This is a genomic window from Pseudomonas sp. S150 (assembly GCF_004526365.1).
Classification (GTDB): Bacteria; Pseudomonadota; Gammaproteobacteria; order Pseudomonadales; family Pseudomonadaceae; genus Aquipseudomonas; species Aquipseudomonas putida_A.
Genome location: NZ_CP038207.1, coordinates 5,712,511 through 5,738,614, shown reverse-complemented (window position 1 = coordinate 5,738,614; position 26,104 = coordinate 5,712,511). Strand labels below are relative to the sequence as shown.

Below are 26,104 nucleotides of genomic sequence, written 5' to 3'. Positions count from 1 at the left end.
TTTATAGTGGCCGACAATTGGGACAATAGTCAGCGGTAGTTGTTCTGAATCTGACGAAGTAGGACAATTGCCGGCTTCACGTCACCATCAGCGACCTTGAATGGCCTTCCTTGCACTCGGTATTAACCACAAGACTGCTTCAGTAGACGTCCGCGAGCGCGTGGCCTTTACCCCTGAGCAGCTGGTGGAGGCCTTGCAGCAGCTCTGCCGACTCACCGACAGCCGCGAAGCTGCGATCCTCTCCACCTGCAATCGCAGTGAGCTGTATATAGAACAGGATCAGGTTTCGGCTGATCTGGTTCTGCGCTGGCTGGCCGATTATCACCATTTAAGCCTCGATGAGCTGCGCGCGAGTGCTTATGTGCATGAAGATGATGCGGCAGTTCGTCACATGATGCGCGTCGCCTCCGGGCTCGACTCGCTGGTGCTGGGCGAACCGCAGATTCTCGGCCAGATGAAATCGGCTTACGCCGTGGCTCGCGAGGCCGGGACCATCGGCCCGCTGCTGGGGCGGCTGTTTCAAGCGACGTTCAATGCCGCCAAGCAAGTGCGTACCGACACCGCCATCGGCGAAAACCCGGTGTCCGTGGCGTTTGCCGCGGTCAGTCTGGCCAAACAGATTTTCAGCGACCTGCAACGCAGCCAGGCCCTGCTGATCGGTGCCGGCGAGACCATCACTCTGGTCGCCCGCCATTTGCATGAGCTGGGGGTCAAGCGCATCGTGGTCGCCAACCGTACGCTGGAGCGCGCCAGCCTGCTGGCCGAGCAGTTCGGCGCGCACGCGGTGCTGCTCTCGGACATTCCGGCGGAACTGGTGCGCAGCGATATCGTGATCAGTTCGACCGCCAGCCAGTTGCCGATCCTCGGCAAGGGCGCGGTGGAAAGCGCGCTGAAGCAGCGCAAGCACAAGCCGATCTTCATGGTCGACATCGCCGTACCCCGCGACATCGAGCCGGAAGTCGGCGAACTCGACGACGTGTACCTGTACAGCGTCGACGATCTGCACGAAGTGGTCGCCGAGAACCTCAAGAGTCGTCAGGGCGCAGCCCAGGCGGCGGAAGAGATGGTCTCGGTCGGCGCCGACGATTTCATGGTGCGTCTGCGTGAGCTGGCGGCGGTCGATGTGCTCAAGGCTTATCGGCAACAAAGCGAACGCCTGCGCGACGAGGAGCTGCAAAAAGCCCTGCGTCTGCTGGCCAACGGCGGCAACGCCGAAGAGGTGCTCGGGCAACTGGCCCGTGGCCTGACCAATAAACTGTTGCATGCGCCCAGCGTGCAATTGAAAAAGCTTTCTGCCGAAGGCCGCCTCGATGCGCTGGCCATGGCCCAGGAACTCTTTGCCCTCGAGGGCTCACCGGATAGTTTTTCGGATAAAAAACCGCAATGAAAGCGTCACTGCTCAACAAGCTGGACACCCTCCAGGACCGTTTCGAGGAACTGACCGCGCTGCTCGGCGACGGCGAAGTCATTGCCGATCAGGCCAAATTCCGCGCCTATTCCAAGGAATACGCCGAACTCGAGCCGGTGGTACAAGGCTACAAAAAGCTGCTCGGCGTACAAAGTGATCTTGAAGGCGCCCAGGCGCTGCTCAAGGACAGCGACCCGGACATGCGTGAAATGGCCGTGGAAGAAGTCCGCGAAGCCAAGGAATTGCTGATCAGGCTGGAAGATGATCTGCAGCGCATGTTGCTGCCCAAGGATCCCAATGACGGTCGTAACGTCTTTCTCGAAATTCGCGCCGGTACCGGTGGCGACGAGGCGGCGATCTTCTCCGGCGATCTGTTCCGCATGTACTCGCGTTACGCCGAACGACGTGGCTGGCGCGTGGAGATCCTTTCGGAAAACGAAGGCGAGCACGGTGGCTATAAAGAAGTCATCGCCCGCATTGAAGGCGACAACGTTTACGGCAAGCTGAAGTTCGAATCCGGCGCGCACCGCGTACAGCGTGTACCCGCTACCGAATCCCAGGGCCGTATCCACACCTCGGCCTGCACCGTGGCGGTGTTGCCCGAACCGGACGAGCGCGAAGCCATCGAGATCAACCCGGCGGATCTGCGTGTCGACACTTACCGCTCCTCCGGGGCCGGTGGTCAGCACGTCAACACCACCGACTCGGCGATCCGCATCACGCACATACCGACCGGCACCGTCGTCGAGTGTCAGGAAGAACGTTCCCAGCACAAGAACCGTGCCCGGGCGATGGCCTGGCTGTCGGCCAAACTCAACGATCAGCAAACCGCAGCGGCGGCGAATGCGATTGCCAGCGAGCGTAAGTTGCTGGTGGGTTCCGGTGATCGTTCCGAGCGCATTCGCACGTACAACTTTGCCCAGGGCCGGGTCACTGACCATCGCGTCAACCTGACCCTGTACTCCCTTGATGAAATCCTCGCCGGTGGCGTTGAAGCGGTGATCGAGCCTTTGCTGGCCGAATACCAGGCCGACCAGCTTGCAGCGATAGGTGAATAAATGACCATCATCGCCAGTCTGTTGCGCGCTGCCGAATTGCCGGACTCGCCCACCGCGCGCCTGGATGCCGAATTGCTCCTGGCCGCGGCACTGGGCAAATCGCGAAGCTTCCTGCACACCTGGCCCGAGCGCATCGTACCCAGCGAAGCGGTGCTGATTTTTACCGAGTACCTGCAACGGCGTCGAAGTGGCGAGCCGGTGGCCTACATCCTTGGTCAGCAGGGGTTCTGGAAGCTCGATCTGGAAGTCGCGCCGCACACGTTGATCCCGCGCCCGGACACCGAGTTGCTGGTCGAGGCCGCACTGGAACTGCTGGCGGCAACGCCGGCGAAAGTCCTCGATCTGGGCACCGGTAGCGGCGCGATTGCCCTGGCCCTGGCCAGCGAACGCCCGGCGTGGAACGTCACGGCGGTGGATCGCGTGCTGGAAGCCGTGGCCCTTGCCGAACGCAACCGTCAGCGCTTGAACCTGAACAACGCCACGGTGCTGAGCAGTCACTGGTTCAGCGCCCTCGAAGGCCAGCGTTTCAACCTGATCATCAGCAATCCGCCGTACATTGCGGCTGCCGATCCGCATCTGGTCGAGGGCGACGTGCGCTTCGAACCGGCCAGTGCGCTGGTGGCCGGTGTCGACGGGCTCGACGATCTGCGCCTGATTGTCGCGCAGGCTCCGGATCATCTGGAAGCCGGCGGCTGGCTGATGCTCGAACACGGCTATGATCAAGCCGAAGCCGTGCGTGATCTGTTGCTCACTCGCGGTTTTGAACAAGTCCACAGCCGCACCGATCTGGGCGGCCATCAACGGATCAGCCTGGGGCGCCTGCCGTGCTGAATGATCAGGAGTTGCTGCGCTACAGCCGGCAGATTCTGCTGCAACACATCGATATCGATGGGCAACTGAAGCTGAAAGACAGCCGCGTGCTGATTGTCGGCCTTGGCGGTCTCGGTGCGCCGGTTGCGCTGTATCTGGCGGCGGCCGGTGTCGGTGAGTTGCATCTGGCGGATTTCGACACGGTCGACCTGACCAACCTGCAACGCCAGATCATTCATGACACCGACAGCGTCGGCATGAGCAAGGTCGACTCGGCGCTCAAGCGCCTGAGCGCGATCAATCCCGAGATTAAGCTGGTGCCTCATCGTCAGGCGCTGGACGAGGATTCCCTGGCCGCCGCCGTTTCGGCGGTGGATCTGGTGCTCGACTGCTCCGATAACTTTTCCACCCGCGAAGCGGTCAATGCCGCGTGCGTGGCCGCGTGCAAGCCGCTGGTCAGCGGCGCGGCGATTCGTCTGGAAGGGCAGTTGTCGGTGTTCGACCCGCGTCGCCCGGAAAGTCCGTGCTACCACTGCCTGTACGGGCATGGCAGCGAAGCCGAACTGACGTGCAGCGAGGCCGGTGTGGTCGGGCCCCTGGTGGGGCTGGTTGGCAGCCTGCAGGCGCTTGAAGCGTTGAAAGTGCTGGTGGGCTTTGGCGAACCGTTGGTGGGGCGTTTGCTGTTGATCGATGCACTGGGTTCGCGCTTCCGTGAATTGCGGGTCAAGCGTGATCCGGGGTGCAGCATCTGTGGTTCGCAGCATGCGTGAGGCGCCGATCGCGGTGTTCGATTCCGGTGTCGGCGGCTTGTCGGTACTGGCGGAAATCCAGCGTTTGCTGCCCCATGAGTCATTGCTGTATTTCGCCGATTGCGGGCATATTCCCTACGGCGAGAAATCCCCCGAGTTCATCCGCCAGCGTTGCAACGTGATGGCCGGTTTTTTCCGCGAGCAGGGCGCCAAGGCCCTGGTGATCGCCTGCAATACGGCGACGGTGGCCGCTGTCGCCGATCTGCGCCGGGATTTCCCCGATTGGCCGATTGTCGGCATGGAACCAGCGGTCAAACCCGCAGCTGCCGCCACCCGCAGCGGTGTGGTGGGCGTACTCGCCACCACCGGCACGTTGCAGAGTGCCAAGTTCGCCGCGTTGCTCGACCGCTTCGCCGCTGACGTTCGCGTCATCACCCAGCCATGCCCCGGTCTGGTGGAACTGATTGAAAGCGGTGATCTGCACAGCGCCGAGTTGCGCACGTTGCTGCAGCACTACGTCGATCCGCTGCTCGCCAACGGTTGCGACACGATCATTCTCGGTTGCACTCACTATCCGTTTCTCAAGCCAATGCTCAAGACGATGATTCCCGACAGCATCAGCCTGATTGACACTGGCGCAGCCGTAGCGCGGCAACTGCAACGGTTGCTGGCCGAACGTGATCTGCTCGCCAAGGGGCCGAACCGCCCGGTCAGATTCTGGACCAGTGCCGACCCCGCGTTCTTCCGCAAGACCCTGCCCCTGTTGGGTCAGGTTGCCGGCGACGTCGAAAAATTCAGCTTGTAAAAAAAATGTGAAATAACTAGAAAAACAGCTGAACTTCTAATCAGGCGCTAGCTTCTATAGCGATGAGTTATCTAGAAAACCAAACGATCGTTCCGGAAAAGGAAGTTTCAAAGTGAAGCGACTATTCTGCTTGGCCGCGATTGCGGCCGCACTGATGGGGCAAAGTATTACCGCGCAAGCTGCAGGAGTTGAATTTGCAGTGGGTGCGACCAGCGATTCGACCATGACTTATCGCCTGGGCATGAATTTCGATTGGGACAAGAGCTGGCTGCAAAGTGATGTCGGTCGCCTGACCGGTTACTGGAGCGGCGCTTACACTTACTGGGAAGGTGACAAGACTTCCAGCAACAACAGCCTGTCGTTCTCCCCGGTATTCGTTTACGAGTTTGCCGGTCAGTCGGTCAAGCCGTACGTTGAGGCGGGCATTGGTGTGGCAGCGTTCTCCAACACCAAGTATGAAAGCAACAACATCGGCGGCTCTTTCCAGTTCGAAGACCGTATCGGTTTTGGTCTGCGCTTCAATGGCGGGCATGAAGTGGGGATTCGGGCGACGCACTATTCCAACGCCGGCCTGGCCAGCAGCAACGACGGTGTAGAAAGCTACGCGCTGCATTACACGATGCCGCTGTAACTGCAGCTTGCACAAATCTTTGTGGGAGCGGGCTTGCTCGCAAATGCGGTGTGTCAGTCGACAACACAATTGACTGACACACCGCATTCGCGAGCAAGCCCGCTCCCACATTGGTTTTGAGCTGCTGTTGAAATCAACGGTAAGCAGTGGCAATGCCTTTGCGTTCTTCAATGCACTCCGGTGCACCCATCTCGAATTCGCGACAGATCAGCGGGCGTTTCTCATAGATCGTGCACATCATGCTGTCGCGATCCAGCGCCGCGCACCAGCCGTCGTCCAGACGCAGCATCACTTCACCACCCCACTCATCAGTATCGATAAAGCGCTCAGGCACGCCGGTGTCGGTGATCAGCATCACTTCGAGCTGGCAACAGCACGCTGCGCAGGTCGAACAGGTGACCGCTGGCTCGGTGATTTGCTGGTGGGGAATGGTTTTCATGCTGCGCAGTGTAAGGCAGCCGCCGGTTGCTGTGTGAAAGGCCTGACAGACGCTCAGTGGGCCAACCGCCGAGCCATCGCATGCAATAACGGAAACAGCAGCGCCCACAGCAGGCCGATGCCGATCAGGGTCGGCAGTTCACCGTAGGGAAACTGCACCCCGGCCAAACGTCCACCGCCGTAATAGGACACCGCACCACCCACCGCACCGAGCACACTGGCCAGCCACCACGGGCGGGCGCTCCATTGCAGACAGTGACGCAACGTGGTCGCGAGCAAGGCCCAGAGCAGCATCAGCCACAGCGGAATCAGTGGCGACAGATCCTGAAATTCGAACACGCCGGCAGCGCGCAACAGACTGTCTACGGCTGTACCGACAAGCACCACGCTGAGGATCAGGCGACCTTCCTCCGCCCAACTGCTGATCCAACCAAAATGGACCACCAGCACCGCCAGCGCCAGCAGCAGCCACAGACTGTCGCCGCCGATGACACAGGCCAGCCAGCCGACCTGGAACAGCACGGCATTGGTCAGCCGCTCAAGCATCGAAGCGTCCGAGCAACGGCGCCGGCATCGCGGCCGGTTTGGCCAGCAGCAGTTGCGCGGTGCCGATGGTGCGCTCCAGAAACCCGCCCTCGCAGTAGCACAGGTAAAACTCCCACAGTCGCAGGAAGTAATCGTCGTAACCCAACTCGCTCAAACGGCCATGGGCGCGGCGAAAGTTTTCGTGCCACAGGCGCAGGGTGCGGGCGTAGTGCAGGCCGAAATCTTCCATGTGCAGCAGGTTCATATCGGTCTCGCGGCTGACCACTTCGAGCATCTTCTGCACGCAGGGCAGGGCGCCGCCGGGGAAGATGTAGCGCTGGATGAAGTCGACGCCGCGCTTGGCCTGCTCGTAGCGCTGCTCGCGGATGGTGATCGCCTGCAACAGCATCAGGCCGTTGCTCTTGAGCAGGTGCGCGCATTGCTTGAAATAGGTGGGCAGGAAGCGGTGACCGACCGCTTCGATCATCTCGATCGACACCAGTTTGTCGTATTCGCCGGTGAGGTCGCGGTAGTCGGTGAGCAGCAGCGTTACCCGATCCTGCAACCCCAGTGCTTCAATGCGCCTGGCGGTAAACGCGTACTGCTCTTTCGACAGCGTCGTGGTGGTGACACGGCAGCCGTATTGCTGCGCGGCGTACAGCGCCATGCTGCCCCAACCGGTGCCGATCTCCAGCAGGTGATCTTCGGGTTTGAGCGCGAGCTTCTGGCAGATCCGTTCCAGCTTGTTCAACTGAGCCTGTTCCAGGCTGTCGTCGGGGCTGAGGAACTGCGCCGCCGAATACATCATGGTCGGGTCGAGAAACTGTTCGAACAGGTCGTTGCCGAGGTCATAGTGCGCCGCGATGTTTTTCTGCGACCCCTTGCGCGTGTTGCGGTTGAGCCAGTGCAGGCCTTGCACCAGCGGCCGGCTGAGGCGGGCCAGACCGCGCTCCATGGCGTCGAGCACGTCGAGGTTGCTGACGAACACGCGCACGACCGCCGTCAGGTCCGGTGAACTCCAGTAACCGTGGATAAACGCTTCGCCGGCACCAATCGATCCGTTGCCGGCGACCATGCCCCACACCGCTGCATCCTGCACATGGATTTCGCCGAGCAGGTGGCTGCCCGGCGTACCGAACATCAGGCGTTCGCCATCCTCGACCACCAGCAATTGCCCGTGTTTGAGTTGGCTCAGTTGCCGCAAAACGCCGCGACGCAGCAGCGAACCGGTCAAACCGTTGGTGCTGAAGCGACTGACCGACAGGCTAGAGGATTTCATGGCGGTGCTCCTTGGGAGGCACAGTGGCGATCTGAAAGCTGCCGTCGGCAGCCTGATGAGCAAAAATCGGGGCACGCTTGAGCAACAGGCGCACGGCTTGCCAATAAATCGCCAGACAAGTTTTCGCGGTCATCCACGGAAAACGTCGCAAGTAGCGGTGCAGGCTGTGGCGGTCGAGGGGTTCGCGCTGCAGATTGAGCGTGGCGTCGAACAGCTTGTGCTCACCCTGCCAGTCGGCCATGTGCACGCCGAGCTTTTGCGCAGCCGGGCTGAAGCTCATGCGGTACTCGAGGTCACGCGGCAAAAACGGCGAGACATGAAAGGCCTTGGCCACGGCGAAGTGCTGGTGAAAGTCTTGCAGGTTGGTCGGCGGCCGGGCCGGCAGCACGTAGTGATAACGTTCGCGCCACGGCGTGTTCGTGACTTCGCAGAGAATCGCCGCCAGTTGTCCGTCCGCCTCGTGGCAATAAAAGAAACTCACCGGATTGAACGCCAGACCCCAACTGCGCGGTTGGGTCAGCAGGCAGATCGAACCCTGCGGTTGATGGCCGATGGCGACGCCGACTTGCTGGCGTACCGCATCGATCAGGCGCATGCCGCTGCCGGTAAAGGTTTTCAGGTAGTCGGTTTCGCGAAACGAAAACGGTGCAAAGCGGCTGCGACTGGCAAACGGTGACATTTCGAACACGGCGTCCTGTTCCGCCAGATCGAGGTACAACAGACCGATCCGGTAACGGAATTCGTGGCGTCTGGGCGAAAAGCGCCGATGGCCGATCCAGCCGCTGTACAGGGCGCTGTTCATAAGCTTTCCCCGAACGCGGCGGCCACGCGCAACGCGCTGACCACGCCGTCCTCATGAAAGCCGTTGGCCCAGTAGGCGCCGCAATAATGGGTGTGCTGCTGACCGTCGAGTTCGGCCCAGCGGTTTTGCGCCGCTACCGCCGCGAGGCTGAATTGCGGGTGGGCGTAGGTGTATTTGGCGAGCACCTTGAACGGGCTGATCCCGGCGCTCTGATTGAGGCTGACGCAGAACGTGGTGTCGCTCTGAATACCCTGCAGGATGTTCATGTCGTAAGTGACGGCCGCGTGGGTATGGCCGGCGCCGCTCAAGCGATAATTCCAGCTGGCCCACGCCAGTTTGCGGGTCGGCAGCAGACGGGTATCGGTATGCAGCACAACTTCGTTATCGGCATAGGGCAGGGCGCCGAGGATCGAGCGTTCCGCCTGGCTTGGCGTGCCAAGCAATTGCAGAGCCTGGTCGCTGTGGCAGGCAAGCACGACTTTGTCGAAACGCTCGATGCCGGCCGGGCTGTGGATAACCACGCCGTGTTCATCGCGATCGATGCGCGTCACCGGGCAACTGAGGCGGATCTTGTCCTGGAACGCTGCGGTCAGTGGCGCGACATAGGCACTGGAGCCGCCCTCGATCACCTGCCATTGCGGGCGATCACTGACTGACAGCAGGCCATGATTCTTGAAGAAGCGCACAAAGAATTGCAGCGGGAAATTGAGCATCTCGGCCATCGGCATCGACCAGATCGCCGAGCCCATCGGCACGATGTAATGCAGGATGAAACGTTCGCCATAACCGCCAGCCTTGAGGTAATCGTCGAGCGTGGTATCGGCGGCAATGCGCTGTTCGGCGAGGTCGCGCTGGGCTTCTTTATTGAAGCGCAGAATGTCGCGCAACATGCCCCAGAACCCCGGGGACAGCAGGTTGCTGCGCTGGGCGAAGAGGCTGTTGAGGTTGTTGCCGTTGTATTCCAGACCGGTGTCCGGGTCGGTGACCGAGAAGCTCATTTCCGTCGGTTTGAACGACACGCCGATCTGGCCAAGCAATCGAATGAAGTTCGGATAGGTCCAGTCGTTGAACACGATGAACCCAGTGTCCACGGCGTATTCGCGGCCATCGACGGTCACCTGCACGGTATGCGTGTGACCGCCGACCCAGTCGCTGGCCTCGAACACCATGATGTCGTGTCGGCGATTGAGCAGGTGGGCGCAGGTCAGGCCGGCGATTCCGCTGCCGACAATGGCAATCTTCATATCGGGTCCCGCAGCGGTGGGTTGCTGCGCACCATGCGCTTGCCGATCGCCAGTTGCAGGCGCGCCGGCAGCTTCGACAGTGGCCACAGCGCCGCCATGAACAGTGCCGGAAAGGCGATCTCCAGCGGACGATCCTTGAGCTTGGCGAAGATGTGCCGCGCCGCTTTATCCACAGGCCAGCTCAACGGCATCGGGAAGTCGTTCTTGGCGGTCAGCGGGGTTTCGACAAAACCCGGGCTGATGATGGTGACATCGATGCCCTCGACGGCCAGGTCGATCCGCAGCGATTCGAACAGATAGCGCAGCCCTGCTTTCGACGCGCCGTAGGCTTCGGCTCGGGGCAGCGGCAGGTAGGTCACGGAACTGGCCATGCCGATCAGATGCGGCGCGGTGCCTTTGCGCAGCAACGGCAGGGCTGCTTCGATGCAGTAGCTGCTGGCGAGCAGGTTGGTGCGCACCACGTGTTCGATGATCGAGGCATCGAACTGTCGCGCATCGACGTACTCGCAGGTGCCGGCATTGAGAATCACGCTGTCCAGCGAGCCCCAGGCCTGTTCGATCTGCTGGCCGATTTCGCGCACGGTCTGACTGTTGGTCAGGTCGCCGGCCACCACCAGCACTTGCCCCGGGTAGCGTTGCGACAGCACTTTGAGCGGTGCCACCTGACGCGAGCTTACAGCCAGATGCGCGCCGCTTTTCAGAATGTCTTCAGCCAGTGCTGCGCCGATGCCACTGCTGGCACCGGTCAGCCAATAACGCCGTGGAGGTGTACGACTCATCCCATTCTCCTTTTCAACCAGGCGATCACCCGGCCCAATACGGGTAAATGTTCATACAGCATGGCCCCGGCATCGAAATAATCCCGGTGGCGATAAACCTTGTCCCGCCACAGCAGGTGCGAACACCCGGCGACGCGAATCAATTGACCACCGGCCAGACGCGGGTGGCGGTAACTCATGACCCAGCGCAGGTAACCTTCACCGTCAGCGATCTGGTCGAAGCCGTGGAAATCGAAGCGCAGCTCGCTGACGTTGGCGTACAGCTCGCTGAAGTAATGGCGCAGTTGCACCAGCCCCTGCACTTCATGCAGCGGGTCGGTGAAGTGAATGTCATCGCTGTACAGCTCGCCCAGACGTTGCAAGTTGTCTTTGTTCAACTCGGCGAACTGGCGGGCGAAGCGGCGCAGGAATTCACTCATGAACTTCTTCCATAGACGAGCGCGACGGCAGGTTCTTGAACGCCGCCAGCGCGCGTTCGCGCGAAGCCCCGAGATTGACGATCGGCGCCGGATAATCCGCCACGCCGAACAGTCCGCCGGCGCTGGCCGGGTTGTGTACTTCCTTCTTGTTCAGGCCGGCCAGTTCAGGCAGCCAGTGCTTGATGAACAGGCCTTCGCTGTCGAATTTTTCCGATTGACTCAGCGGATTGAAGATGCGGAAGTACGGCGCCGAATCGGTGCCGGTCGAAGAACTCCATTGCCAGCCACCGTTGTTCGCCGCCAGATCGCCGTCGATCAGGTGGCGCATGAAAAAGCGCTCGCCTTCACGCCAGTCGATCAGCAGATTCTTGGTCAGGAACATCGCCACAATCATCCGCAGACGGTTGTGCATCCAGCCGGTTTCCAGCAGTTGGCGCATGGCCGCATCGATGATCGGCAAACCGGTACGCGCCTCTTGCCAGGCCGCCAAATCGTCCGGCGCATCACGCCAGGCCAAGGCTTCGGTTTCCGGGCGAAATGCGCGGTGGCGCGAAACCCGTGGGTAGCCCACCAGAATGTGTTTGTAGAACTCGCGCCACAGCAGCTCGTTGATCCAGGTCACCGCGCCGACCTTGCCGCTGTCGAACTCGCCCTGATTGCTTTGCAAGGCCGCATGCAGGCATTGGCGCGGCGAAATCACCCCGGCGGCGAGGTACGCGGAAAGTTGACTGGTGCCGGGTTTGGCCGGGAAGTCGCGTTCGCTCTGGTAGTAGTCGATCTGCGCGTCGGCGAAGGTGTCGAGACGGCGCCGGGCTTCCTGTTCGCCGGCCGGCCACAGTGTGCGCAAAGACTCGCTCGGCGTTGCAAAACCGGCGACGGATGCCGGCACCGGATCGCTGTCGATGTTCAGCTTTGCCTGTTTGCCGGGCGTCTTGACCAGCGCCGGCATCGAGCGGTGCAGGCGTTCATAGCAGACCTTGCGGAACTGGCTGAACACCTGAAAGTAGGTTTCGGTTTTGGTCAGTACCGTGCCGGGCTTGAACAGCAGTTGGTCAAGGTAGCTGTGGAAAGCGATGCCTTTGGTTTTCAGGGCCACCGCCACCGCGGCGTCGCGCTGGCTTTCGTGGATGCCATATTCTTCGTTGACGTGCACAGCTTGAATATTCAATTGCACACAAAGTTCGAGCAGCACCGCCGGGGCCTGATCCCAATGATTGGCGGTGCGCAGCAGCAACGGGATGTTCAGCTCGCCGAGGCGACTGCTCAGCTCACGCAGGTTGCGCAGCCAGAAGTCGACCTTGCACGCGGCGTCGTCATGTTCCAGCCATTGCTGCGGGCTCAACAGATACACGGCAACCGTCGGACCGCGCGCTGCGGCGGCCGCGAGGGCGGTGTTGTCATGTTGGCGCAAGTCGCTGCGCAGCCAGATCAATTGCATGGCGGTTTCCATTAAATCAGCCCACGCTGAACCAGTTCCTGATGTGCCGAGAGCGGGTCTTCGGCCAGGATCAGATCAGCGATCTCAGGGGTTCTTACGGACAACTCGGTCTGGTGGATGCATACCGTTGGTCCGACGAGCATTTTTGCAGTGCCGATGCCATTCAGCAGTTTTGGCAGCTGCGCCAGATTCATCGCCTTGCTGGAATACAGCAGCACTCCCCGCGCTTGCAGATGATCGACCGCGAGCGCCAGTTCTCCGGCCGGTAGCGGCCAGTCGAACACTTGCACCGGGCAGTCGGCACTGCTGATCAGCCACGCGCATAGCCACAGGTGAGGTTCCAGTGCCAGGTCCGAGTGATTGATCAGCAGCAACGGCGCAGCGTGTAATTGCCGATTGTTATGGTAGATGCGCGCGCCGAATTTGCTGCGTAACCAGGAATAAAAGAACACCCGTTCCATCTGTGCGCCGAACTGGCCTTGCCAGCGCTGCTCGAGTTCGGCCAGCAGCGGCAGGAGCAATTGCTCGCACAGGGTGCGTGGCGGGTACAGGGCCATGGCCTGGTTGATGCTGTCGTCGAGGTTGCGCTCATTGAGCTGGATGACGGCGCCGAGCAAGGACTGGCGCTGCCGTTGCCAGTCGTTTTCCACCGTCTCGGTAAAGGCTTGCGGAGCATCGAGCAACGGTTTGACCTGACTGACAGCCACGCCTCGATTAAGCCAGGTCAGGATGGTCAGGATTCGTTGCACATGTTCGCTGGAATACAGGCGATGGCCCTTGGGCGTGCGCTGCGGCACGATCAACCCGTAACGGCGCTCCCAGGCGCGCAGGGTGATGGCGTTGACCCCGGTCTGCCGCGCCACTTCGCGGATCGGCAGCCAGCCCTCGTCGAGGGCTTTCTTGAAGTCGGCGCCGAGGTCTTCCTGGGCGCTGGTGTCGAGTTTATCGTTCATCAAATGGCGTTTCGCAGGCTGAGGTTTTCCGGATGCGGCTGCAAGTAAACCTGCCGCGCAATGTACGGATCCGGGTGTTGGCGAAAGTGGTGTTTGAGCAGAGTCAATGGCACCACCAGCGGCACGATGCCGTGGCGGTACTGGCCGATGACATGCTGCATTTCCTGTTTGTCTTCCGGGCTGATCGCCTGTTTCAGGTAGCCGCTGATGTGTTGCAGCACGTTGCTGTGGGTGCGGCGGGTAGCGCATTTCTTCAACGCGCTCATCAACTCGCTGAAATAGCGCGGGCCGAGTTCGACCGGATCGGTCTTGGCCATGTTGCCCAGCAGTTTGCCCAAGGCTTTGTATTGCTCAGGGTTGTGTGCCATCAGCAGGTATTTGTAGCGTGAGTGGAATTCGGTCAGTGCGCGGCGGCTCAAGCCTTGTTCGAGCACCTGCTGCCAGGCGCTGTAGGCGAGCACGCGGGTGATGAAGTTTTCCCGCAACACCGGATCGTTCAGGCGTCCGGCTTCTTCCACCGGCAGGTCAGGGTGCTGCGCACAGAACGCCTGAGCGTAGATGCCACGGCCGCCGCCGTTCACCGGCGCGCCGTTGGCGTGATAGACCTTGACCCGCTCCAGACCGCACGAAGGCGACTGCTGCATGAAGATATAGCCGCAGATGTCATTGAGCTCGCCGGCCATTTTCTGCCCGTAGGCTGCCAGTGGTTCGGTGACATTGATTTGCGGATTGACCGTACCGATAGCTTCAGGAGCATCGGGATCGCCAACCAGGCGGATCGGTTCGCGCGGGATGCCCAGGCCAATCGCGACTTCCGGACATACCGGCACGAATTCGAAATACTCGGCAAGGGTGCGGCTGCACAACCGCGATTCCTTGTGCCCGCCGTTGTAGCGCACTTCGGCGCCCATCAGGCAGGCGCTGATGGCGATTTTGGGCCGGGAAGCAGAAAGATCGGACATGCACACCTCGAATCTATTCCTGTACAGATATTTATCTCTGTACAACTTTTCCTCAGCATAGATTCATGCGTGTACAAGTCAACTCATTTGTATAAGTTTTTCCAGGTTTACCACGATCGACTGTGGGAGGCAGCATTGATGTTGAATGATGCGACGCCATCGCGAGCAGGCTCACTCCTACAGGATCTTTATTGCCAGCCCAGTAACCAGTGATCGTTGTTCTTCAACGTCTGCCAATCGAGGCGTTCGGCGCGCTTGGTCAGCACCGCCTGCAACTCAATCTCCAGCACCGTGCCTTCCTCATCCCGGAACAGTTCGGTGACCAGAAAATGTTTTTCGCGGTTTTGCGGGTGGGCTGCTGTCCACTTCGACAGCAGCAATTTTTGCGGATTGATGCGATTCATTGCAGGTGTTCGTGCAAGCGGCGTGCAGCTTCCTGGCCACTGAGCCAGGCCCCTTCGACACGCCCCGACAGGCACCAGTCGCCGCAGGCGTACAAGCCCAGATCGGCGTCGGCCAGCGTGCCCCATTCGTGGCCGGTCGCAGGGCGTGCGTAGAGCCAGCGGTGGGCGAGGCTGAAAGTCGGAGCGGGCATCGCGCTGTGCAGCAGTTCGGCGAATGCACCGTGCAGTTGCTCGATGACCGCTTCCTTGGACAGGTCGATGTGTTGCCGACTCCAGGCGCTGCTGGCGTGCAGCACCCAGGTGTCGCACATGGTATCGCGCCCCGGTTTACTGCGGTTGCGTGCCAGCCAGTCGATGGGGCTGTCCTGCACGAAGCAACCTTCGATCGGCGTATCCAGTGGCGTATCGAAGGCGAGGGCGACGGCCCAGGTCGGGTCCATTTTCACCCCGGCGGCGGCGCCAGCGAGTTTTGGTGCGGCAGCCAGCAACGCCGTGGCTTGCGGCGCTGGCGTCGCAATCACCACGTGACTGAAGGGGCCGTGGGTGAAGCCTTCGGCGTCCTGCAGGTGCCAGTGTTCTTCACCGCGAAACACCTCGGTGATGCGGCAGGCGAAGTGCACTTCCAGACCGTCGAGCAAACCCCGGGTGATCGCGCTCATGCGTGGCGTGCCGACCCAGCGCGTCTGTTCGTCTGGCGACAGATTCAGTTGCCCGCCCTGAAAGGTGTAGAGCTGCGGCGTCCACTCGGCGACCCAGCCCAGGCTCTGCCAGCGTTGCACCTCGGTGACGAAACGCCGGTCGCGGGCGGTGAAGTATTGCGCGCCCATGTCCAGCGAACCGGCGTCGCTGCGTTTGCTCGACATGCGTCCGCCACTGCCGCGGCTTTTGTCGAAGAGCTGGACGGTGTGTCCGGCCTCTGTCAGCGCCTGCGCGGCGGAGAGTCCGGCGATGCCGGTGCCGATGATTGCGATAGGTACAGTCATAGGGGCCTCGTTTACCTTTCTGTACAGACTACGCCGTCAATGAAACCTGTACAATTTTGTTTTTTGGTATAACTTCTAGCGTTCTCGTTCTGACAGCTTGGCCTATGGTTAAACAATAGAGCCTGCCCGATAGAAAAGATCCCTGCTTATAAAAATAGACTAGTGATCCGGGTAAAACGCCACGCGAGGAAGAAGTCATGCGCATATTGCTGACCGGCGGTACTGGTTTGATAGGCCGTCAGCTCTGCCGACACTGGTCGGGGCAGGGCCATCAATTGACGGTGTGGAGTCGACGCCCGGAAAAGGTCGCGAAAATCTGTGGCGCGCAGGTGCGTGCAATTGCGCGTCTCGAAGACTTCGGCAACGAGCCGCTGGACGCGGTGGTCAACCTGGCCGGTGCACCGATCGCGGATCGGCCATGGACCCACCGGCGCAAGGCGTTGCTGTGGAGCAGCCGCATCACCCTCACCGAAACCCTGCTGGCCTGGCTGGAAACACGGCAGCAGAAACCGGCGTTGTTGATCTCCGGTTCGGCTGTTGGCTGGTACGGCGACGGCGGCGAACGCGAGCTGACCGAAGATTCGCCGCCAGTGATCGACGATTTTGCCAGTCAGTTGTGCATTGCCTGGGAGGAAACCGCCCAGCGTGCCGAAGGTCAGGGCATCCGCGTGGTGCTGGTGCGAACCGGGCTGGTGCTGTCGGCCGAGGGCGGCTTTTTGTCGCGGCTGTTGCTGCCGTTCAAACTCGGGTTGGGTGGGCCGCTGGGCAATGGTCGGCAGTGGATGCCGTGGATTCACATCGATGATCAAATCGCCCTGATTGATTTTCTTCTGCACCGCGATCAGGCGAGCGGTCCTTATAATGCGTGCGCACCGAAACCGGTGCGCAATCGCGAGTTTGCCAAGACGCTGGGCAGCGTACTGCACCGCCCGGCGTTCATGCCGATGCCGGCCCTGGCGCTGAAGGTCGGGCTTGGCGAAATGTCATTGCTGTTGCTGGGTGGCCAACGGGCCGTGCCGGCACGCTTGCTGGAAGCGGGTTTCACTTTCCAGTTCACGGATTTGCGCGCGGCTTTGGATGATCTCTCCGGCCGCCTTTGAAATAGGACGATGCATGACCGATCACGCCTTGCTTCTGGTCAACCTGGGTTCCCCGGCCTCCACCTCGGTGGCCGATGTACGCAGCTACCTCAATCAATTTCTGATGGACCCGTATGTGATCGACCTGCCGTGGCCGGTGCGGCGGCTGTTGGTGTCGCTGATCCTGATCAAGCGCCCCGAGCAATCGGCCCACATGCCTACGCTTCGATCTGGTGGGAGGAGGGCTCGCCGCTGGTGGTGCTCAGCCGTCGTCTGCAGCAGCAGATGACCACCCAGTGGACCCACGGCCCGGTGGAACTGGCCATGCGTTATGGCGAGCCGTCGATTGAAACCAAATTGCTGCAACTGGTGGCTGCGGGGCACAAGCGCATCACGCTGGCACCGCTTTATCCACAGTTCGCTGACAGCACCACGACCACGGTGATCGAAGAAGCCAAGCGGGTGATTCGCGAGAAGAAGCTCGATGTAAAACTCTCGGTGCTGCAACCGTTTTACGATCAGCCTGAGTACATCGACGCGCTGGTCGCCAGCGCTACCCCGCATTTGCAGCAGGACTACGATCACTTGCTGTTGAGCTTCCATGGCTTGCCGGAGCGGCACCTGACCAAGCTCGATCCGACTGGCAATCACTGCTTGAAAAACGCGGATTGCTGCAAGAACGCTTCGCCGGCCGTGCTGGCCACCTGTTACCGCGCCCAGTGCATGCGCACCGCCGCAGAGTTCGCCAAGCGCGCGGGCATTGCCGATGGCAAATGGTCGGTGTCGTTTCAGTCGCGTCTGGGGCGGGCGAAGTGGATCGAACCCTACACTGAAGCGCGGCTGGACGAGCTGGCGCAAAGCGGGGTGAAGAAGATTCTGGTGATGTGCCCGGCGTTTGTCGCCGATTGCATCGAGACGCTGGAAGAGATCGGTGATCGCGGCAAGGAACAGTTCCGCGAAGCGGGGGGCGAGGAGTTGGTGCTGGTGCCGTGCCTGAATGACGACCCGCAATGGGCGAAGGCGTTGGCAACCCTGTGTGAACGAGCGCCGCTGGCGCTTTAAAGCCAAAAGCTTCGCGAGCAAGCCCGCTCCCACATTTGATCTACGGTGCGCTGAAGATCAAATGTGGGAGCGGGCTTGCTCGCGAAAGCTATCTGTCAGACAACAAGGATCTAGACCCTTAAATCAGCGGCTCATCGGCCTTCTTGTTCTTCCAGCCATCATTGCCCGGCAGAATCAGGTTCAGCGCAATCGCCACCACCGCGCACAGCGCGATGCCTTTGAGGCCGAAGTCGTCCGGGCCAGTGCCGGTGCCGACCAGCACACCGCCGATACCGAACACCAGGGTCACCGACACGATCACCAGATTGCGCGCCTCACCGAGGTCGATCTTGTGACGGATCAGGGTGTTCATCCCCACCGCCGCGATCGAGCCGAACAGCAGGCACAGAATCCCGCCCATCACCGGCACCGGAATGCTTTGCAGCAGCGCGCCGAACTTGCCGATGAACGCCAGGGTGATGGCGAAGATCGCCGCCCAGGTCATGATTTTCGGGTTGTAGTTCTTGGTCAACATCACCGCGCCGGTCACTTCGGCGTAGGTGGTGTTCGGCGGGCCGCCAAACAGACCGGCCGCCGTGGTGGCGATGCCGTCGCCGAGCAGGGTGCGATGCAGGCCCGGTTTCTTCAGATAGTCACGACCAGTCACGCTACCCACCGCGATCACTCCGCCGATGTGCTCGATGGCCGGAGCCAGCGCCACCGGAACGATGAACAGGATCGCCTGCCAGTTGAACTCCGGAGCGGTGAAGTGCGGCAGGGCGAACCATGGCGCCGCCGCAATCTTCGCGGTATCGACCACGCCGAAATAGAACGACATGGCGAAACCCACCAGCACCCCGGAAATGATCGGCACCAGACGGAAGATGCCTTTACCGAACACTGCCACAATCAACGTGGTCAGCAGCGCTGGCATCGAGATCATCATCGCGGTCTGGTAGTGGATCAGCTCGGAGCCGTCGCCCGCCTTGCCCATCGCCATGTTCGCGGCAATCGGCGCCATGGCCAGGCCGATGGAAATGATTACCGGACCAATCACCACCGGCGGCAGCAGGCGGTCGATGAAACCGGTGCCCTTGATCTTCACGGCGAGGCCGAGGAAGGTGTAGACGAAACCGGCTGCCATCACGCCGCCCATGGTCGCGGCGAGGCCGAACTGGCCCTTGGCGAGAATGATCGGGGTGATGAAGGCAAAGCTCGACGCCAGAAACACCGGCACCTGACGCCCGGTGACGATCTGGAACAGGATCGTCCCCAGACCCGCGGTAAACAGTGCCACGTTCGGGTCAAGCCCGGTGATCAGCGGCATCAGCACCAGGGCGCCGAAAGCCACGAACAGCATCTGGGCGCCGGACAGCACCGTGCGCCAGAGCGGATCGTTGAACTCTTGCTGCATGCTCACGCGTCCTTCTGCTTGGTACCGAAGATCTTGTCACCGGCATCGCCAAGCCCTGGGATGATGTAACCGTGTTCGTTCAGACGCTCATCGATGGAAGCGGTGTAGATGGTCACGTCCGGGTGAGCCTGTTCCACAGCGGCAATGCCTTCCGGCGCGGCCACCAGCACCATTGCGCGGATGTCCTTGCAACCGGCTTTCTTCAGCAGATCGATGGTCGCGACCATGGAGCTGCCGGTGGCGAGCATCGGGTCGATGATCATCGCCAGCCGTTCGTCGATTTCCGGAACCAGTTTTTCCAGATAAGTGTGCGCTTGCAGGGTTTCTTCATTGCGGGCAACGCCCACAGCGGAAACCTTGGCACCCGGGATCAGGCTCAGCACGCCTTCGAGCATGCCGATGCCGGCGCGCAGGATCGGCACGACGGTGATCTTCTTGCCGGCGATTTTCTCCACCGACACAGTGCCGCACCAACCTGCGATATCGTAGGATTCGAGCGGCAGATCTTTTGTAGCTTCATAGGTCAACAGGGCGCCGACTTCCTGAGCAAGCTCACGGAAATTCTTGGTGCTGATATCGGCGCGGCGCATCAGGCCGAGTTTATGGCGGATCAGCGGGTGGCGGATCTCGAGGATGGGCATGGAAAAACTCCGGCGGCGGGCAAAAAAACCGGCCTAGATTAATCTATCCGAGGGTGATGTCCTATAGGACATTGAGTACGTTAGTCCATTAAGGCTTGATTCGACCTCACGGGATGCGTACCTTTGCCCGCTTTTCCGAAAACATCCCCCTGGAGAGCGCCATGTCCGCTGATCTCGAGCATATCCGTCAAATCATGCGAGAGGCTGACTGCCTGTACACCGAATCTGAAGTCGAGGCCGCCATCGCCCGCGTCGGTGCACAAATCAACGAACAACTGGCCGACAGCAACCCGGTGGTGTTCTGCGTGATGAACGGCGGCCTGATCTTCTCCGGAAAACTGCTGACTCACCTGCAATTCCCGCTGGAAGCGTCCTACCTGCACGCGACCCGTTATCGCAACGAAACCAGCGGCGGCGACCTGTTCTGGAAAGCCAAGCCGGAAGTCTCGTTCATCGACCGCGACGTGCTGATCATCGACGACATCCTCGACGAAGGTCACACCCTGGGCGCGATCATCGACTTCTGCAAACACGCCGGCGCGCGCAAAGTGCACACCGCCGTGCTGATCGACAAGGATCACGACCGCAAGGCGCGTCCTGATCTGAAGGCAGACTTCGTCGGCCTGCCGTGCATTGACCGCTACATCTTCGGTTACGGCATGGACTACAAAGGTTACTGGCGCAACGCCAACGGGATCTTTGCCGTTAAAGGCATGTAAGAACCCTGCACTATCCCCTGTAGGAGTGAGCCTGCTCGCGATAGCGATCTGTCAGCAATGTTGATGTTGACTGATACGACGCTATCGCGAGCAGGCTCACTCCTACAGTTGTTTTGTGTGTGCTGATCCATCTGCTACACCCATGCTAGAGTGCTCCGCCCCGCCCCCGGAGCCTGTCATGAGCCTTCTGATCCGCAGTCTTGCCGCCCTGTTGCTGACCCTCAGCCTGCCTCTGGCCGCCGCCCCGGCACCGATGCACAGTCAATTCCTGCCGCCGGACGACCTGACCCTGCGCGATGCCGAACCCGAGCAGCAACAATTGCTGCAGGTCACCGATTATTCGGTGGTGGTCGGCGCACAACGCCAGTCCAATCAGCAGCCGATTCCGGTCACGTCGCCGCTGATGATCCGCCTCAAGGGCAAGTCGCTGAACAAGGGCGCAACCATCGCCCAGGTGCTGGTCAATTTCGATGGCGAAAGCAAAAGCCTGAAAAAACCGGCTTATGACGACAAGAGCAAAACCCTGACCCTGTTTTACCCGCTGGCCCAGTACCGGGTGGTGATCGATCTGCTGCGCAACGACACGGTGTATGTACAGTTCCTCAGTTACGCCAACGGCCACATCTGGGCCGATCTGCACACCGGGGCCGTTCGTGCGCGTTGAGCCTGGTGGCTGGGCAGGGGTAAACTGCCCGCCCCGTGTAATGTCTGCGAGCTGGAGTCGGCAATGCGTAAAGATAAGAAACAGGTGATTGGTGACGAGATCGGCGATGAGCAGATCAAGCTGTTCCTCGATTTTGAACCGGTCGACGCCACTTCGCCGTCGCTGCACAAACTGATCAAGGCCTACCGTGGCCTGCGCATCGACGATTTCGAGCGCTTCCTGACGTTCTTCGTGGCTGCCGGTTATGACGTGGATGGCAAGGACGAGCACGGTCAGACCTTCGTTGAGCTGATCAAGGATCAGCGTAACGCGGCCGAGTACATCGAGCTGATCGACAAGGCTCGCGGTTGAGATCACCCGATATCTGTGGCGAGGGGATTTATCCCCGATGGGCTGCGTAGCGGCCCCGAAGCCTGAGTGCAAGGGTGTCAGGTAAATCGCATCAATGGTTTTGCGACTGCTGCGCAGCCGATCGGGGATAAATCCCCTCACCACAAGTGTTGGTGAGCCAGCAGTATTGGTTTTTATCCCAGCAAAAAAAACGCCCCGCACTCACTGAGTACGGGGCGTTTTTTATGTCGCAAGATCAAGCGAAGCTTGGGGTCTCGCTGCTTTCTTCAACCAGTTCCAACGCGATGTTGTTCTGCGTGTTGATCTTGCGATACAGCGCAGCATCGGTTTCCAGAACCTTCTCGCGGGCCGGGAAGATTTCCGCCAGTTTGGCCGCCCACTCACCCTTGGCCTTGGCCGGGAAGCATTTCTCGATCAGCTCGAGCATGATCGAAACGGTTACCGAAGCACCTGGCGAAGCGCCGAGCAGGGCGGCGAGGGAGCCGTCTTTCGCCGCAACCAGTTCGGTACCGAATTGCAGGATGCCGCCCTTTTTCGGGTCTTTCTTGATGATCTGTACCCGTTGGCCGGCCACTTCCAGGCGCCAGTCCTCGGCTTTCGCCTCAGGGTAGAAGCGGCGCAGGGATTCCAGACGCTGCTCCATCGATTGCATCACTTCGCTGACCAGATATTTGGTCAGGTCCATGTTGTTCTTCGCCACTGCCAGCATCGGGCCGATGTTGCCGGCGCGAACCGACAGCGGCAGGTCCATGAAGGAACCGTGCTTGAGGAACTTGGTGGTGAAACCGGCGTATGGCCCGAACAGCAGGGATTTCTTGCCATCGACCACACGGGTGTCCAGGTGCGGCACCGACATCGGTGGCGAACCGACTGCCGCCTGGCTGTAGACCTTGGCCTGGTGGTGCTTGACCACCTCCGGGTTGTCGCAACGCAGCCATTGCCCGCTGATCGGGAAGCCGCCGAAGCCTTTGCTTTCTTCGATGCCCGAAGCCTGCAGCAATGGCAGAGCCGCGCCGCCAGCGCCGAGGAAGACGAACTTGGCGTCGACTTCACGGCTGGCGCCGCTGTTGACGTCCTTGATGCTGACGGTCCAGCCGGCGCCGTTACGCTTGAGGCCGGTGACGCGCTTGCAGTATTTGACCTGGGTGTCCGGTGCGCTGGTCAGGTGCTTGAGCAACTGATTGGTCAGGGCGCCGAAGTTGACGTCGGTGCCATTCATCACGCGGGTCGCGGCCAGGACTTCATCCGGCGAGCGGCCCGGCATCATCAGCGGCATCCACTCGGCCATCTTGGCCTTGTCTTCGGTGTATTCCATGTCGGAGAAGGCGTGGTGCTTGTGCAGCACGTTGAAGCGTTCCTTGAGGAACGACACGCCTTTGTCACCCTGAACGAAGCTCAGGTGCGGCACCGGGCTGATGAAGGATTTGCACGAGCCGAAGGTGCCTTTCTTGGTCAGGTACGACCAGAACTGTTTGGACACTTCGAACTGGGTGTTGATGTGCACGGCTTTCTTGATATCGACGCTGCCGTCGGCTGCCTGCGGCGTGTAGTTCAGCTCGCACAGGCCGGCGTGGCCGGTACCGGCGTTGTTCCACGGGTTGGAACTCTCCGCAGCACCGGAATCCATCAACTCGACGACTTCCAGCTTGATCGCCGGGTCGAGCTCTTTGAGCAGTACTGCCAGGGTGGCACTCATGATGCCCGCCCCAACCAGAACTACGTCGACTGCTTCGTTATGCGCCATTTAACGCGTCTCCAAAATCTGCAGCACCAAATTGTCGGCATGACTGCCAGGGAGTGACGGGGCAGGTCAGTTGGGCCCCGGGTACCCATGGTCAGGTTCGTCATGTCCGAATCTTCGCAATTTTTCGCAACTTCGACGGATGCATGCGGCCTGGCTTCAAGAGCTCCATGAACTCATTTCAGCACGCGGCTGGCAATTCGACTTATGGTCGAGACATCCGTTTTTGTGCAACCAAATCCGTAGCGGACAGGCTTCAGGCTCCGATGTTCGAGGTATACCCGGTCCTGTGTCGTTGGGCTGTTTCAGACGCTAATGGTGCATGTTCAGACGCAAAACTTTTCATTTGCTCGCCACACTCTTGTGAAGTTGTGAAAACCCGTTTTTTTCACGCTCTTTTGAAGACGTGAACCTCAAAAAAGGGCTGTCCAGGCCTGGCACCCTGCCCGCAAGGGCAAAACAACGCGGTGGCCGAGCGTCATGACAGCTCTGCAGATTCGCGAAAAGCGGGGTTTTTGCCGGAAGAACAGGCAAGCGCGCCAACTTCACTCGATCTGTGTGGGCGGCTCTCTGTGGGCGATTTGGGTGTCGATGCATGCGCATTGACGGTGTTGCGGGGCCCGATCAGGAGACGTCCTTATAATCGGGGGGAGATTGTATCGAAGAAATGCGGGCAGTTGCTCGTGTTTAATGACTTTTATTAGGCATCCGGTCAGATGCTCAACATCGCTTGCACGCGTGCGCGGGGCTGCGACGGTATGACGCGGGCGCTGGCGGGCAGTGGCTGGTGCAACCAGTTGAGGCGGATTTCTTCGATTTCCACCCAACCATCGCCCATCGGTTGCAGGCTGCACTGTTTGAATGCCTGGCAATGACCGTTGCGGTCGAGCAGGGCAAAGCTGCGGTGCAGTGGGCGTGGGGCGAACAACGAGATCAGATAGCGCATGGCCGAGTACCTTGTTGGAGGACTGGTTTGAAGCTTGCCGGGCGGCCGTGACGCCAACGTGTATGGGCGGTGAATAATCTGTGACAGGAACCGCATTCCCACGGCTGGGTCAGACATTTGAGTATTCACTGTCGGGTGCTGGTGACCCGCAGTGGCCCACCGCTATACTGCCGGCCTGTTTGTGCCTGATTCTGGAGAAAAGAGCATGTTGCAACGCCTGTTGTTCGGTTTGATCACTGTGACCAGTTTGACCCTGGTTGGCTGCGCCCACAGCCCGCAACAACTGAGCCCGGAACCGAAGCTGACCACGCAGTTGGCCCCGGTCGGCCATGGCCAGCAAGTGGTGGTGCGTGTGGTTGACGGTCGTCCGTCGCCAACCCTCGGCACCCGCGGCGGCCTGTACCCGGAAACCAGCGCGATCACCGTGCAGCGTGAGCAGATCCTGCCCAAGTTGCAGGCTCAGGCTGAAGCCGCCGTGCGTCTGCTCGGCTTCACCCCGACCAGCAACGGGATGAACGCACCGCAACTGACCGTGACCCTGACCGAGCTGAAGTACCAGTCGCCGAAAGAAGGCATGTACGTGACCGAAGCCACCATCGGCGCGACCTTCCGCTCCGACGTGCAGAGCGGCAACCGTCGCTACAGCGGCCGCTACGGCGCTTCGCTGGACCAGCGTTTCGGCATGGCGCCGAACCAGGAAACCAACACCAAGCTGGTCAGCGACGTGTTGAGCGATGCCTTGACCCGTCTGTTCAAGGACCCGACCGTGGGTCAGATCCTCGCCGAGTAAGCTGTGCGGTTGATGTGAAAAAGCCCGGCGCCAGTGATGGCTCCGGGCTTTTTTGTGGGGCATGGAATCGTACCCCCTCACCCCAGCCCTCTCCCCCAGGGGGGGGGCGAGGGGGGGAAGGGAGCCGATCGGGGGCTTTTCAGAACCGGCGTTCACCTCGAGTTTTCAGGTCGATGCACCTCGAATAAACAACTCGGTCAGTCCCCTCTCCCTCCGGGAGAGGGTTAGGGTGAGGGAGCTTTTACTTTTCAGGCTGCTTGGGAATAAAAATCAAGCACGCTGACACCCGTCAGCAAATCCGTCTCCGGCAAATCCGCATGCTGATGCCCGCCGAGGGCGCAATACACCAGCCAGTGGCGATCCTGAACATTGAAGGCGAGGCTGCCGACGAGGCTTTGTTGTTCGTCGGTCGGGGTGATGAGGTACAGACGATCCTGGTTTTCGGCGTGCAGCATGTCGCGTTCCATGTGTGTTTCGAGGCGCGCATGGTGGCCGATGTAAATGACGATGCCGTGACACAGGACAGCCATCGGTCGATTGTCAGGTTATTTGTCGCAAAGGGTAGGGTAGTGGAGGCGTGTTTCGGTAGAATCCGCGCCGCGGTCGTCGATCGGGCGCCTGCCACACCGATTCAGTTCCGAGGTCTGTGATGTCGCTGCACTTGATGACGCTGTTTACCGCCCATCCCGCCAAATTGATCAACCTGCTGGCGTTGGCACTGGCCTTCCCCGGCAGTTGGCTGCTGCACGCGACCCGCCGTCGTGAACAACGCGCCATGGCCAGCATCGCCGCGCAACGCCAGGCCCAACCCAACGCCGAACCGATTCTGGATTGGGCGACGTTGCGCATGAACCGCTTTTTCTACCGCTTCGGTTTTGCCTGCCTCGGGCTGGCCCTGATCGTCTCCTGGATCAGCACGCGCTTCTGAAGCGAATGCAAAACCTTGTGGCGAGGGGATTTATCCCCGATGGCCTGCGCAGCAGGCCCATGATTATTCAGGCAGAATCCTGGGGCCGCTTCGCGACCCATCG

Annotated in this window: 29 protein-coding genes and 1 pseudogene; 13 read left to right on the top strand and 17 right to left on the bottom strand. The window is 60.5% G+C overall.

The genetic code is table 11. The features are described from left to right. Positions 1-100: 100 nt before the first annotated feature. From hemA to E3Z29_RS26600, 6 genes are all read left to right on the top strand, one after another. Positions 101-1,387, top strand: a complete 1,287-nt coding sequence (hemA, locus tag E3Z29_RS26625) for a glutamyl-tRNA reductase (RefSeq protein WP_064589169.1) — start codon at positions 101-103, stop codon at positions 1,385-1,387. Next, entirely contained in the window at positions 1,384-2,466 is a 1,083-nt protein-coding gene (gene prfA, locus E3Z29_RS26620) for a peptide chain release factor 1 (protein WP_027612234.1), read from the top strand. Before hemA ends, prfA begins: the two co-directional genes overlap by 4 nt. Continuing rightward, entirely contained in the window at positions 2,467-3,297 is an 831-nt protein-coding gene (gene prmC / locus E3Z29_RS26615; RefSeq protein WP_098965581.1) for a peptide chain release factor N(5)-glutamine methyltransferase, read from the top strand. Further along, on the top strand, positions 3,291-4,046 hold the full coding sequence (locus tag E3Z29_RS26610; RefSeq protein WP_134787322.1) for a molybdopterin-synthase adenylyltransferase MoeB: 756 nt from the start codon (positions 3,291-3,293) through the stop codon (positions 4,044-4,046). Before prmC ends, E3Z29_RS26610 begins: the two co-directional genes overlap by 7 nt. Continuing rightward, positions 4,039-4,830, top strand: a complete 792-nt coding sequence (gene murI, locus E3Z29_RS26605) for a glutamate racemase (protein WP_134787321.1) — start codon at positions 4,039-4,041, stop codon at positions 4,828-4,830. The genes E3Z29_RS26610 and murI overlap by 8 nt, the downstream gene beginning before the upstream one ends. A 112-nt stretch (positions 4,831-4,942) precedes the next feature. Next, complete coding sequence (locus E3Z29_RS26600; RefSeq protein ID WP_027612230.1) at positions 4,943-5,461, top strand: acyloxyacyl hydrolase; 519 nt, start codon at positions 4,943-4,945, stop codon at positions 5,459-5,461. Positions 5,462-5,594: 133 nt separating this feature from the next. On the opposite strand, the gene E3Z29_RS26590 is transcribed toward E3Z29_RS26600, so the two are convergent. The 12 genes from E3Z29_RS26590 to E3Z29_RS26535 form a co-directional block, all read right to left on the bottom strand. After that, a complete protein-coding gene (locus E3Z29_RS26590; RefSeq protein WP_007967664.1) occupies positions 5,595-5,900 on the bottom strand; it encodes a YkgJ family cysteine cluster protein in 306 nt (101 codons plus the stop codon). Positions 5,901-5,953: 53 nt separating this feature from the next. Then, complete coding sequence (locus E3Z29_RS26585) at positions 5,954-6,445, bottom strand: DUF2878 domain-containing protein (protein ID WP_098965576.1); 492 nt, start codon at positions 6,443-6,445, stop codon at positions 5,954-5,956. Next, positions 6,438-7,703: a cyclopropane-fatty-acyl-phospholipid synthase family protein gene (locus E3Z29_RS26580; protein ID WP_134787320.1), complete on the bottom strand. Its 1,266-nt coding sequence runs from the start codon at positions 7,701-7,703 to the stop codon at positions 6,438-6,440. Before E3Z29_RS26580 ends, E3Z29_RS26585 begins: the two co-directional genes overlap by 8 nt. After that, a complete protein-coding gene (locus E3Z29_RS26575; RefSeq protein WP_134787319.1) occupies positions 7,690-8,505 on the bottom strand; it encodes a DUF1365 domain-containing protein in 816 nt (271 codons plus the stop codon). The genes E3Z29_RS26580 and E3Z29_RS26575 overlap by 14 nt, the downstream gene beginning before the upstream one ends. Next, positions 8,502-9,749 (bottom strand): NAD(P)/FAD-dependent oxidoreductase, encoded by a 1,248-nt coding sequence (locus tag E3Z29_RS26570; protein ID WP_134787318.1) that lies wholly within the window; start codon positions 9,747-9,749, stop codon positions 8,502-8,504. The genes E3Z29_RS26575 and E3Z29_RS26570 overlap by 4 nt, the downstream gene beginning before the upstream one ends. Next, on the bottom strand, positions 9,746-10,528 hold the full coding sequence (locus E3Z29_RS26565; protein WP_095136816.1) for an SDR family oxidoreductase: 783 nt from the start codon (positions 10,526-10,528) through the stop codon (positions 9,746-9,748). Before E3Z29_RS26565 ends, E3Z29_RS26570 begins: the two co-directional genes overlap by 4 nt. Beyond that, positions 10,525-10,947 carry a nuclear transport factor 2 family protein gene (locus tag E3Z29_RS26560; RefSeq protein WP_027612224.1) on the bottom strand — a complete coding sequence of 141 codons (423 nt, stop codon included), beginning with the start codon at positions 10,945-10,947 and terminating at the stop codon, positions 10,525-10,527. The genes E3Z29_RS26565 and E3Z29_RS26560 overlap by 4 nt, the downstream gene beginning before the upstream one ends. Further along, positions 10,940-12,385, bottom strand: a complete 1,446-nt coding sequence (phrB, locus tag E3Z29_RS26555) for a deoxyribodipyrimidine photo-lyase (RefSeq protein ID WP_098968454.1) — start codon at positions 12,383-12,385, stop codon at positions 10,940-10,942. Before phrB ends, E3Z29_RS26560 begins: the two co-directional genes overlap by 8 nt. An 11-nt stretch (positions 12,386-12,396) precedes the next feature. Next, positions 12,397-13,338, bottom strand: coding sequence for a MerR family transcriptional regulator (locus tag E3Z29_RS26550; RefSeq protein WP_096797277.1), 942 nt, complete (start codon positions 13,336-13,338; stop codon positions 12,397-12,399). After that, complete coding sequence (locus tag E3Z29_RS26545) at positions 13,338-14,300, bottom strand: DUF523 and DUF1722 domain-containing protein (RefSeq protein WP_027612221.1); 963 nt, start codon at positions 14,298-14,300, stop codon at positions 13,338-13,340. Before E3Z29_RS26545 ends, E3Z29_RS26550 begins: the two co-directional genes overlap by 1 nt. Before the next feature lie 188 nt (positions 14,301-14,488). Next, the gene (locus E3Z29_RS26540; RefSeq protein WP_027612220.1) at positions 14,489-14,704 is read right to left on the bottom strand and encodes a TIGR02450 family Trp-rich protein; all 216 of its coding nucleotides are present in this window, start codon (positions 14,702-14,704) and stop codon (positions 14,489-14,491) included. Beyond that, entirely contained in the window at positions 14,701-15,687 is a 987-nt protein-coding gene (locus E3Z29_RS26535) for an NAD(P)/FAD-dependent oxidoreductase (protein ID WP_134787317.1), read from the bottom strand. The genes E3Z29_RS26540 and E3Z29_RS26535 overlap by 4 nt, the downstream gene beginning before the upstream one ends. Positions 15,688-15,884: 197 nt before the next feature. Between E3Z29_RS26535 and E3Z29_RS26530 the strand changes: the two genes are divergently transcribed. Continuing rightward, positions 15,885-16,787: a TIGR01777 family oxidoreductase gene (locus tag E3Z29_RS26530; protein WP_115988916.1), complete on the top strand. Its 903-nt coding sequence runs from the start codon at positions 15,885-15,887 to the stop codon at positions 16,785-16,787. 13 nt (positions 16,788-16,800) lie between these two features. After that, positions 16,801-17,828, top strand: a pseudogene (hemH, locus tag E3Z29_RS26525) (ferrochelatase). 118 nt (positions 17,829-17,946) lie between these two features. On the opposite strand, the gene E3Z29_RS26520 reads toward hemH, so the two are convergent. Both E3Z29_RS26520 and upp read right to left on the bottom strand, forming a co-directional pair. Further along, the gene (locus E3Z29_RS26520) at positions 17,947-19,221 is read right to left on the bottom strand and encodes a uracil-xanthine permease family protein (RefSeq protein ID WP_003228120.1); all 1,275 of its coding nucleotides are present in this window, start codon (positions 19,219-19,221) and stop codon (positions 17,947-17,949) included. Positions 19,222-19,223: 2 nt separating this feature from the next. After that, positions 19,224-19,862, bottom strand: coding sequence for a uracil phosphoribosyltransferase (gene upp / locus E3Z29_RS26515; protein ID WP_003228118.1), 639 nt, complete (start codon positions 19,860-19,862; stop codon positions 19,224-19,226). A gap of 161 nt (positions 19,863-20,023) precedes the next feature. Here upp and E3Z29_RS26510 point away from each other — a divergent pair, with 161 nt between their 5' ends. The 3 genes from E3Z29_RS26510 to E3Z29_RS26495 all read left to right on the top strand — a co-directional run bounded on the left by E3Z29_RS26510 (position 20,024) and on the right by E3Z29_RS26495 (position 21,596). Then, positions 20,024-20,581: a hypoxanthine-guanine phosphoribosyltransferase gene (locus E3Z29_RS26510; RefSeq protein WP_016987197.1), complete on the top strand. Its 558-nt coding sequence runs from the start codon at positions 20,024-20,026 to the stop codon at positions 20,579-20,581. Positions 20,582-20,759: 178 nt separating this feature from the next. Further along, positions 20,760-21,245 carry a hypothetical protein gene (locus tag E3Z29_RS26500; RefSeq protein WP_027612216.1) on the top strand — a complete coding sequence of 162 codons (486 nt, stop codon included), beginning with the start codon at positions 20,760-20,762 and terminating at the stop codon, positions 21,243-21,245. A gap of 63 nt (positions 21,246-21,308) precedes the next feature. Then, positions 21,309-21,596, top strand: coding sequence for a PA4642 family protein (locus E3Z29_RS26495; protein ID WP_134787316.1), 288 nt, complete (start codon positions 21,309-21,311; stop codon positions 21,594-21,596). Between the two features lie 235 nt (positions 21,597-21,831). On the opposite strand, the gene mqo is transcribed toward E3Z29_RS26495, so the two are convergent. Beyond that, positions 21,832-23,340: a malate dehydrogenase (quinone) gene (gene mqo, locus E3Z29_RS26490; protein WP_027612214.1), complete on the bottom strand. Its 1,509-nt coding sequence runs from the start codon at positions 23,338-23,340 to the stop codon at positions 21,832-21,834. 709 nt (positions 23,341-24,049) lie between these two features. Continuing rightward, positions 24,050-24,283 (bottom strand): hypothetical protein, encoded by a 234-nt coding sequence (locus tag E3Z29_RS26485; protein ID WP_003228102.1) that lies wholly within the window; start codon positions 24,281-24,283, stop codon positions 24,050-24,052. A 205-nt stretch (positions 24,284-24,488) separates the two neighbouring features. Here E3Z29_RS26485 and E3Z29_RS26480 point away from each other — a divergent pair, with 205 nt between their 5' ends. Continuing rightward, on the top strand, positions 24,489-25,073 hold the full coding sequence (locus tag E3Z29_RS26480; protein WP_003228101.1) for a YajG family lipoprotein: 585 nt from the start codon (positions 24,489-24,491) through the stop codon (positions 25,071-25,073). A 248-nt stretch (positions 25,074-25,321) separates the two neighbouring features. Here E3Z29_RS26480 and E3Z29_RS26475 read toward each other — a convergent pair whose 3' ends face one another. Beyond that, complete coding sequence (locus tag E3Z29_RS26475; RefSeq protein ID WP_027612213.1) at positions 25,322-25,528, bottom strand: hypothetical protein; 207 nt, start codon at positions 25,526-25,528, stop codon at positions 25,322-25,324. A gap of 194 nt (positions 25,529-25,722) precedes the next feature. Here E3Z29_RS26475 and E3Z29_RS26470 point away from each other — a divergent pair, with 194 nt between their 5' ends. Then, a complete protein-coding gene (locus tag E3Z29_RS26470; protein ID WP_007967709.1) occupies positions 25,723-26,001 on the top strand; it encodes a hypothetical protein in 279 nt (92 codons plus the stop codon). Positions 26,002-26,104 lie beyond the last annotated feature (103 nt).

Excerpts from the sequence above, each read along its gene's own strand:
- upp (WP_003228118.1), bottom strand. The coding sequence starts at position 19,862 with ATGCCCATCCTCGAGATCCGCCACCCGCTGATCCGCCATAAACTCGGC.
- E3Z29_RS26585 (WP_098965576.1), bottom strand. The coding sequence starts at position 6,445 with ATGCTTGAGCGGCTGACCAATGCCGTGCTGTTCCAGGTCGGCTGGCTG.
- phrB (WP_098968454.1), bottom strand. The coding sequence starts at position 12,385 with ATGCAATTGATCTGGCTGCGCAGCGACTTGCGCCAACATGACAACACC.
- E3Z29_RS26540 (WP_027612220.1), bottom strand. The coding sequence starts at position 14,704 with ATGAATCGCATCAATCCGCAAAAATTGCTGCTGTCGAAGTGGACAGCA.
- E3Z29_RS26500 (WP_027612216.1), top strand. The coding sequence starts at position 20,760 with ATGAGCCTTCTGATCCGCAGTCTTGCCGCCCTGTTGCTGACCCTCAGC.
- E3Z29_RS26520 (WP_003228120.1), bottom strand. The coding sequence starts at position 19,221 with ATGCAGCAAGAGTTCAACGATCCGCTCTGGCGCACGGTGCTGTCCGGC.
- murI (WP_134787321.1), top strand. The coding sequence starts at position 4,039 with ATGCGTGAGGCGCCGATCGCGGTGTTCGATTCCGGTGTCGGCGGCTTG.
- E3Z29_RS26570 (WP_134787318.1), bottom strand. The coding sequence starts at position 9,749 with ATGAAGATTGCCATTGTCGGCAGCGGAATCGCCGGCCTGACCTGCGCC.
- E3Z29_RS26560 (WP_027612224.1), bottom strand. The coding sequence starts at position 10,947 with ATGAGTGAATTCCTGCGCCGCTTCGCCCGCCAGTTCGCCGAGTTGAAC.
- prmC (WP_098965581.1), top strand. The coding sequence starts at position 2,467 with ATGACCATCATCGCCAGTCTGTTGCGCGCTGCCGAATTGCCGGACTCG.
- E3Z29_RS26545 (WP_027612221.1), bottom strand. The coding sequence starts at position 14,300 with ATGTCCGATCTTTCTGCTTCCCGGCCCAAAATCGCCATCAGCGCCTGC.
- hemA (WP_064589169.1), top strand. The coding sequence starts at position 101 with ATGGCCTTCCTTGCACTCGGTATTAACCACAAGACTGCTTCAGTAGAC.
- E3Z29_RS26470 (WP_007967709.1), top strand. The coding sequence starts at position 25,723 with ATGTCGCTGCACTTGATGACGCTGTTTACCGCCCATCCCGCCAAATTG.
- E3Z29_RS26565 (WP_095136816.1), bottom strand. The coding sequence starts at position 10,528 with ATGAGTCGTACACCTCCACGGCGTTATTGGCTGACCGGTGCCAGCAGT.
- E3Z29_RS26535 (WP_134787317.1), bottom strand. The coding sequence starts at position 15,687 with ATGACTGTACCTATCGCAATCATCGGCACCGGCATCGCCGGACTCTCC.
- E3Z29_RS26480 (WP_003228101.1), top strand. The coding sequence starts at position 24,489 with ATGTTGCAACGCCTGTTGTTCGGTTTGATCACTGTGACCAGTTTGACC.
- E3Z29_RS26550 (WP_096797277.1), bottom strand. The coding sequence starts at position 13,338 with ATGAACGATAAACTCGACACCAGCGCCCAGGAAGACCTCGGCGCCGAC.
- prfA (WP_027612234.1), top strand. The coding sequence starts at position 1,384 with ATGAAAGCGTCACTGCTCAACAAGCTGGACACCCTCCAGGACCGTTTC.
- E3Z29_RS26575 (WP_134787319.1), bottom strand. The coding sequence starts at position 8,505 with ATGAACAGCGCCCTGTACAGCGGCTGGATCGGCCATCGGCGCTTTTCG.
- E3Z29_RS26485 (WP_003228102.1), bottom strand. The coding sequence starts at position 24,283 with ATGCGCTATCTGATCTCGTTGTTCGCCCCACGCCCACTGCACCGCAGC.
- E3Z29_RS26530 (WP_115988916.1), top strand. The coding sequence starts at position 15,885 with ATGCGCATATTGCTGACCGGCGGTACTGGTTTGATAGGCCGTCAGCTC.
- mqo (WP_027612214.1), bottom strand. The coding sequence starts at position 23,340 with ATGGCGCATAACGAAGCAGTCGACGTAGTTCTGGTTGGGGCGGGCATC.
- E3Z29_RS26510 (WP_016987197.1), top strand. The coding sequence starts at position 20,024 with ATGTCCGCTGATCTCGAGCATATCCGTCAAATCATGCGAGAGGCTGAC.
- E3Z29_RS26495 (WP_134787316.1), top strand. The coding sequence starts at position 21,309 with ATGCGTAAAGATAAGAAACAGGTGATTGGTGACGAGATCGGCGATGAG.
- E3Z29_RS26475 (WP_027612213.1), bottom strand. The coding sequence starts at position 25,528 with ATGCTGCACGCCGAAAACCAGGATCGTCTGTACCTCATCACCCCGACC.
- E3Z29_RS26580 (WP_134787320.1), bottom strand. The coding sequence starts at position 7,703 with ATGAAATCCTCTAGCCTGTCGGTCAGTCGCTTCAGCACCAACGGTTTG.
- E3Z29_RS26590 (WP_007967664.1), bottom strand. The coding sequence starts at position 5,900 with ATGAAAACCATTCCCCACCAGCAAATCACCGAGCCAGCGGTCACCTGT.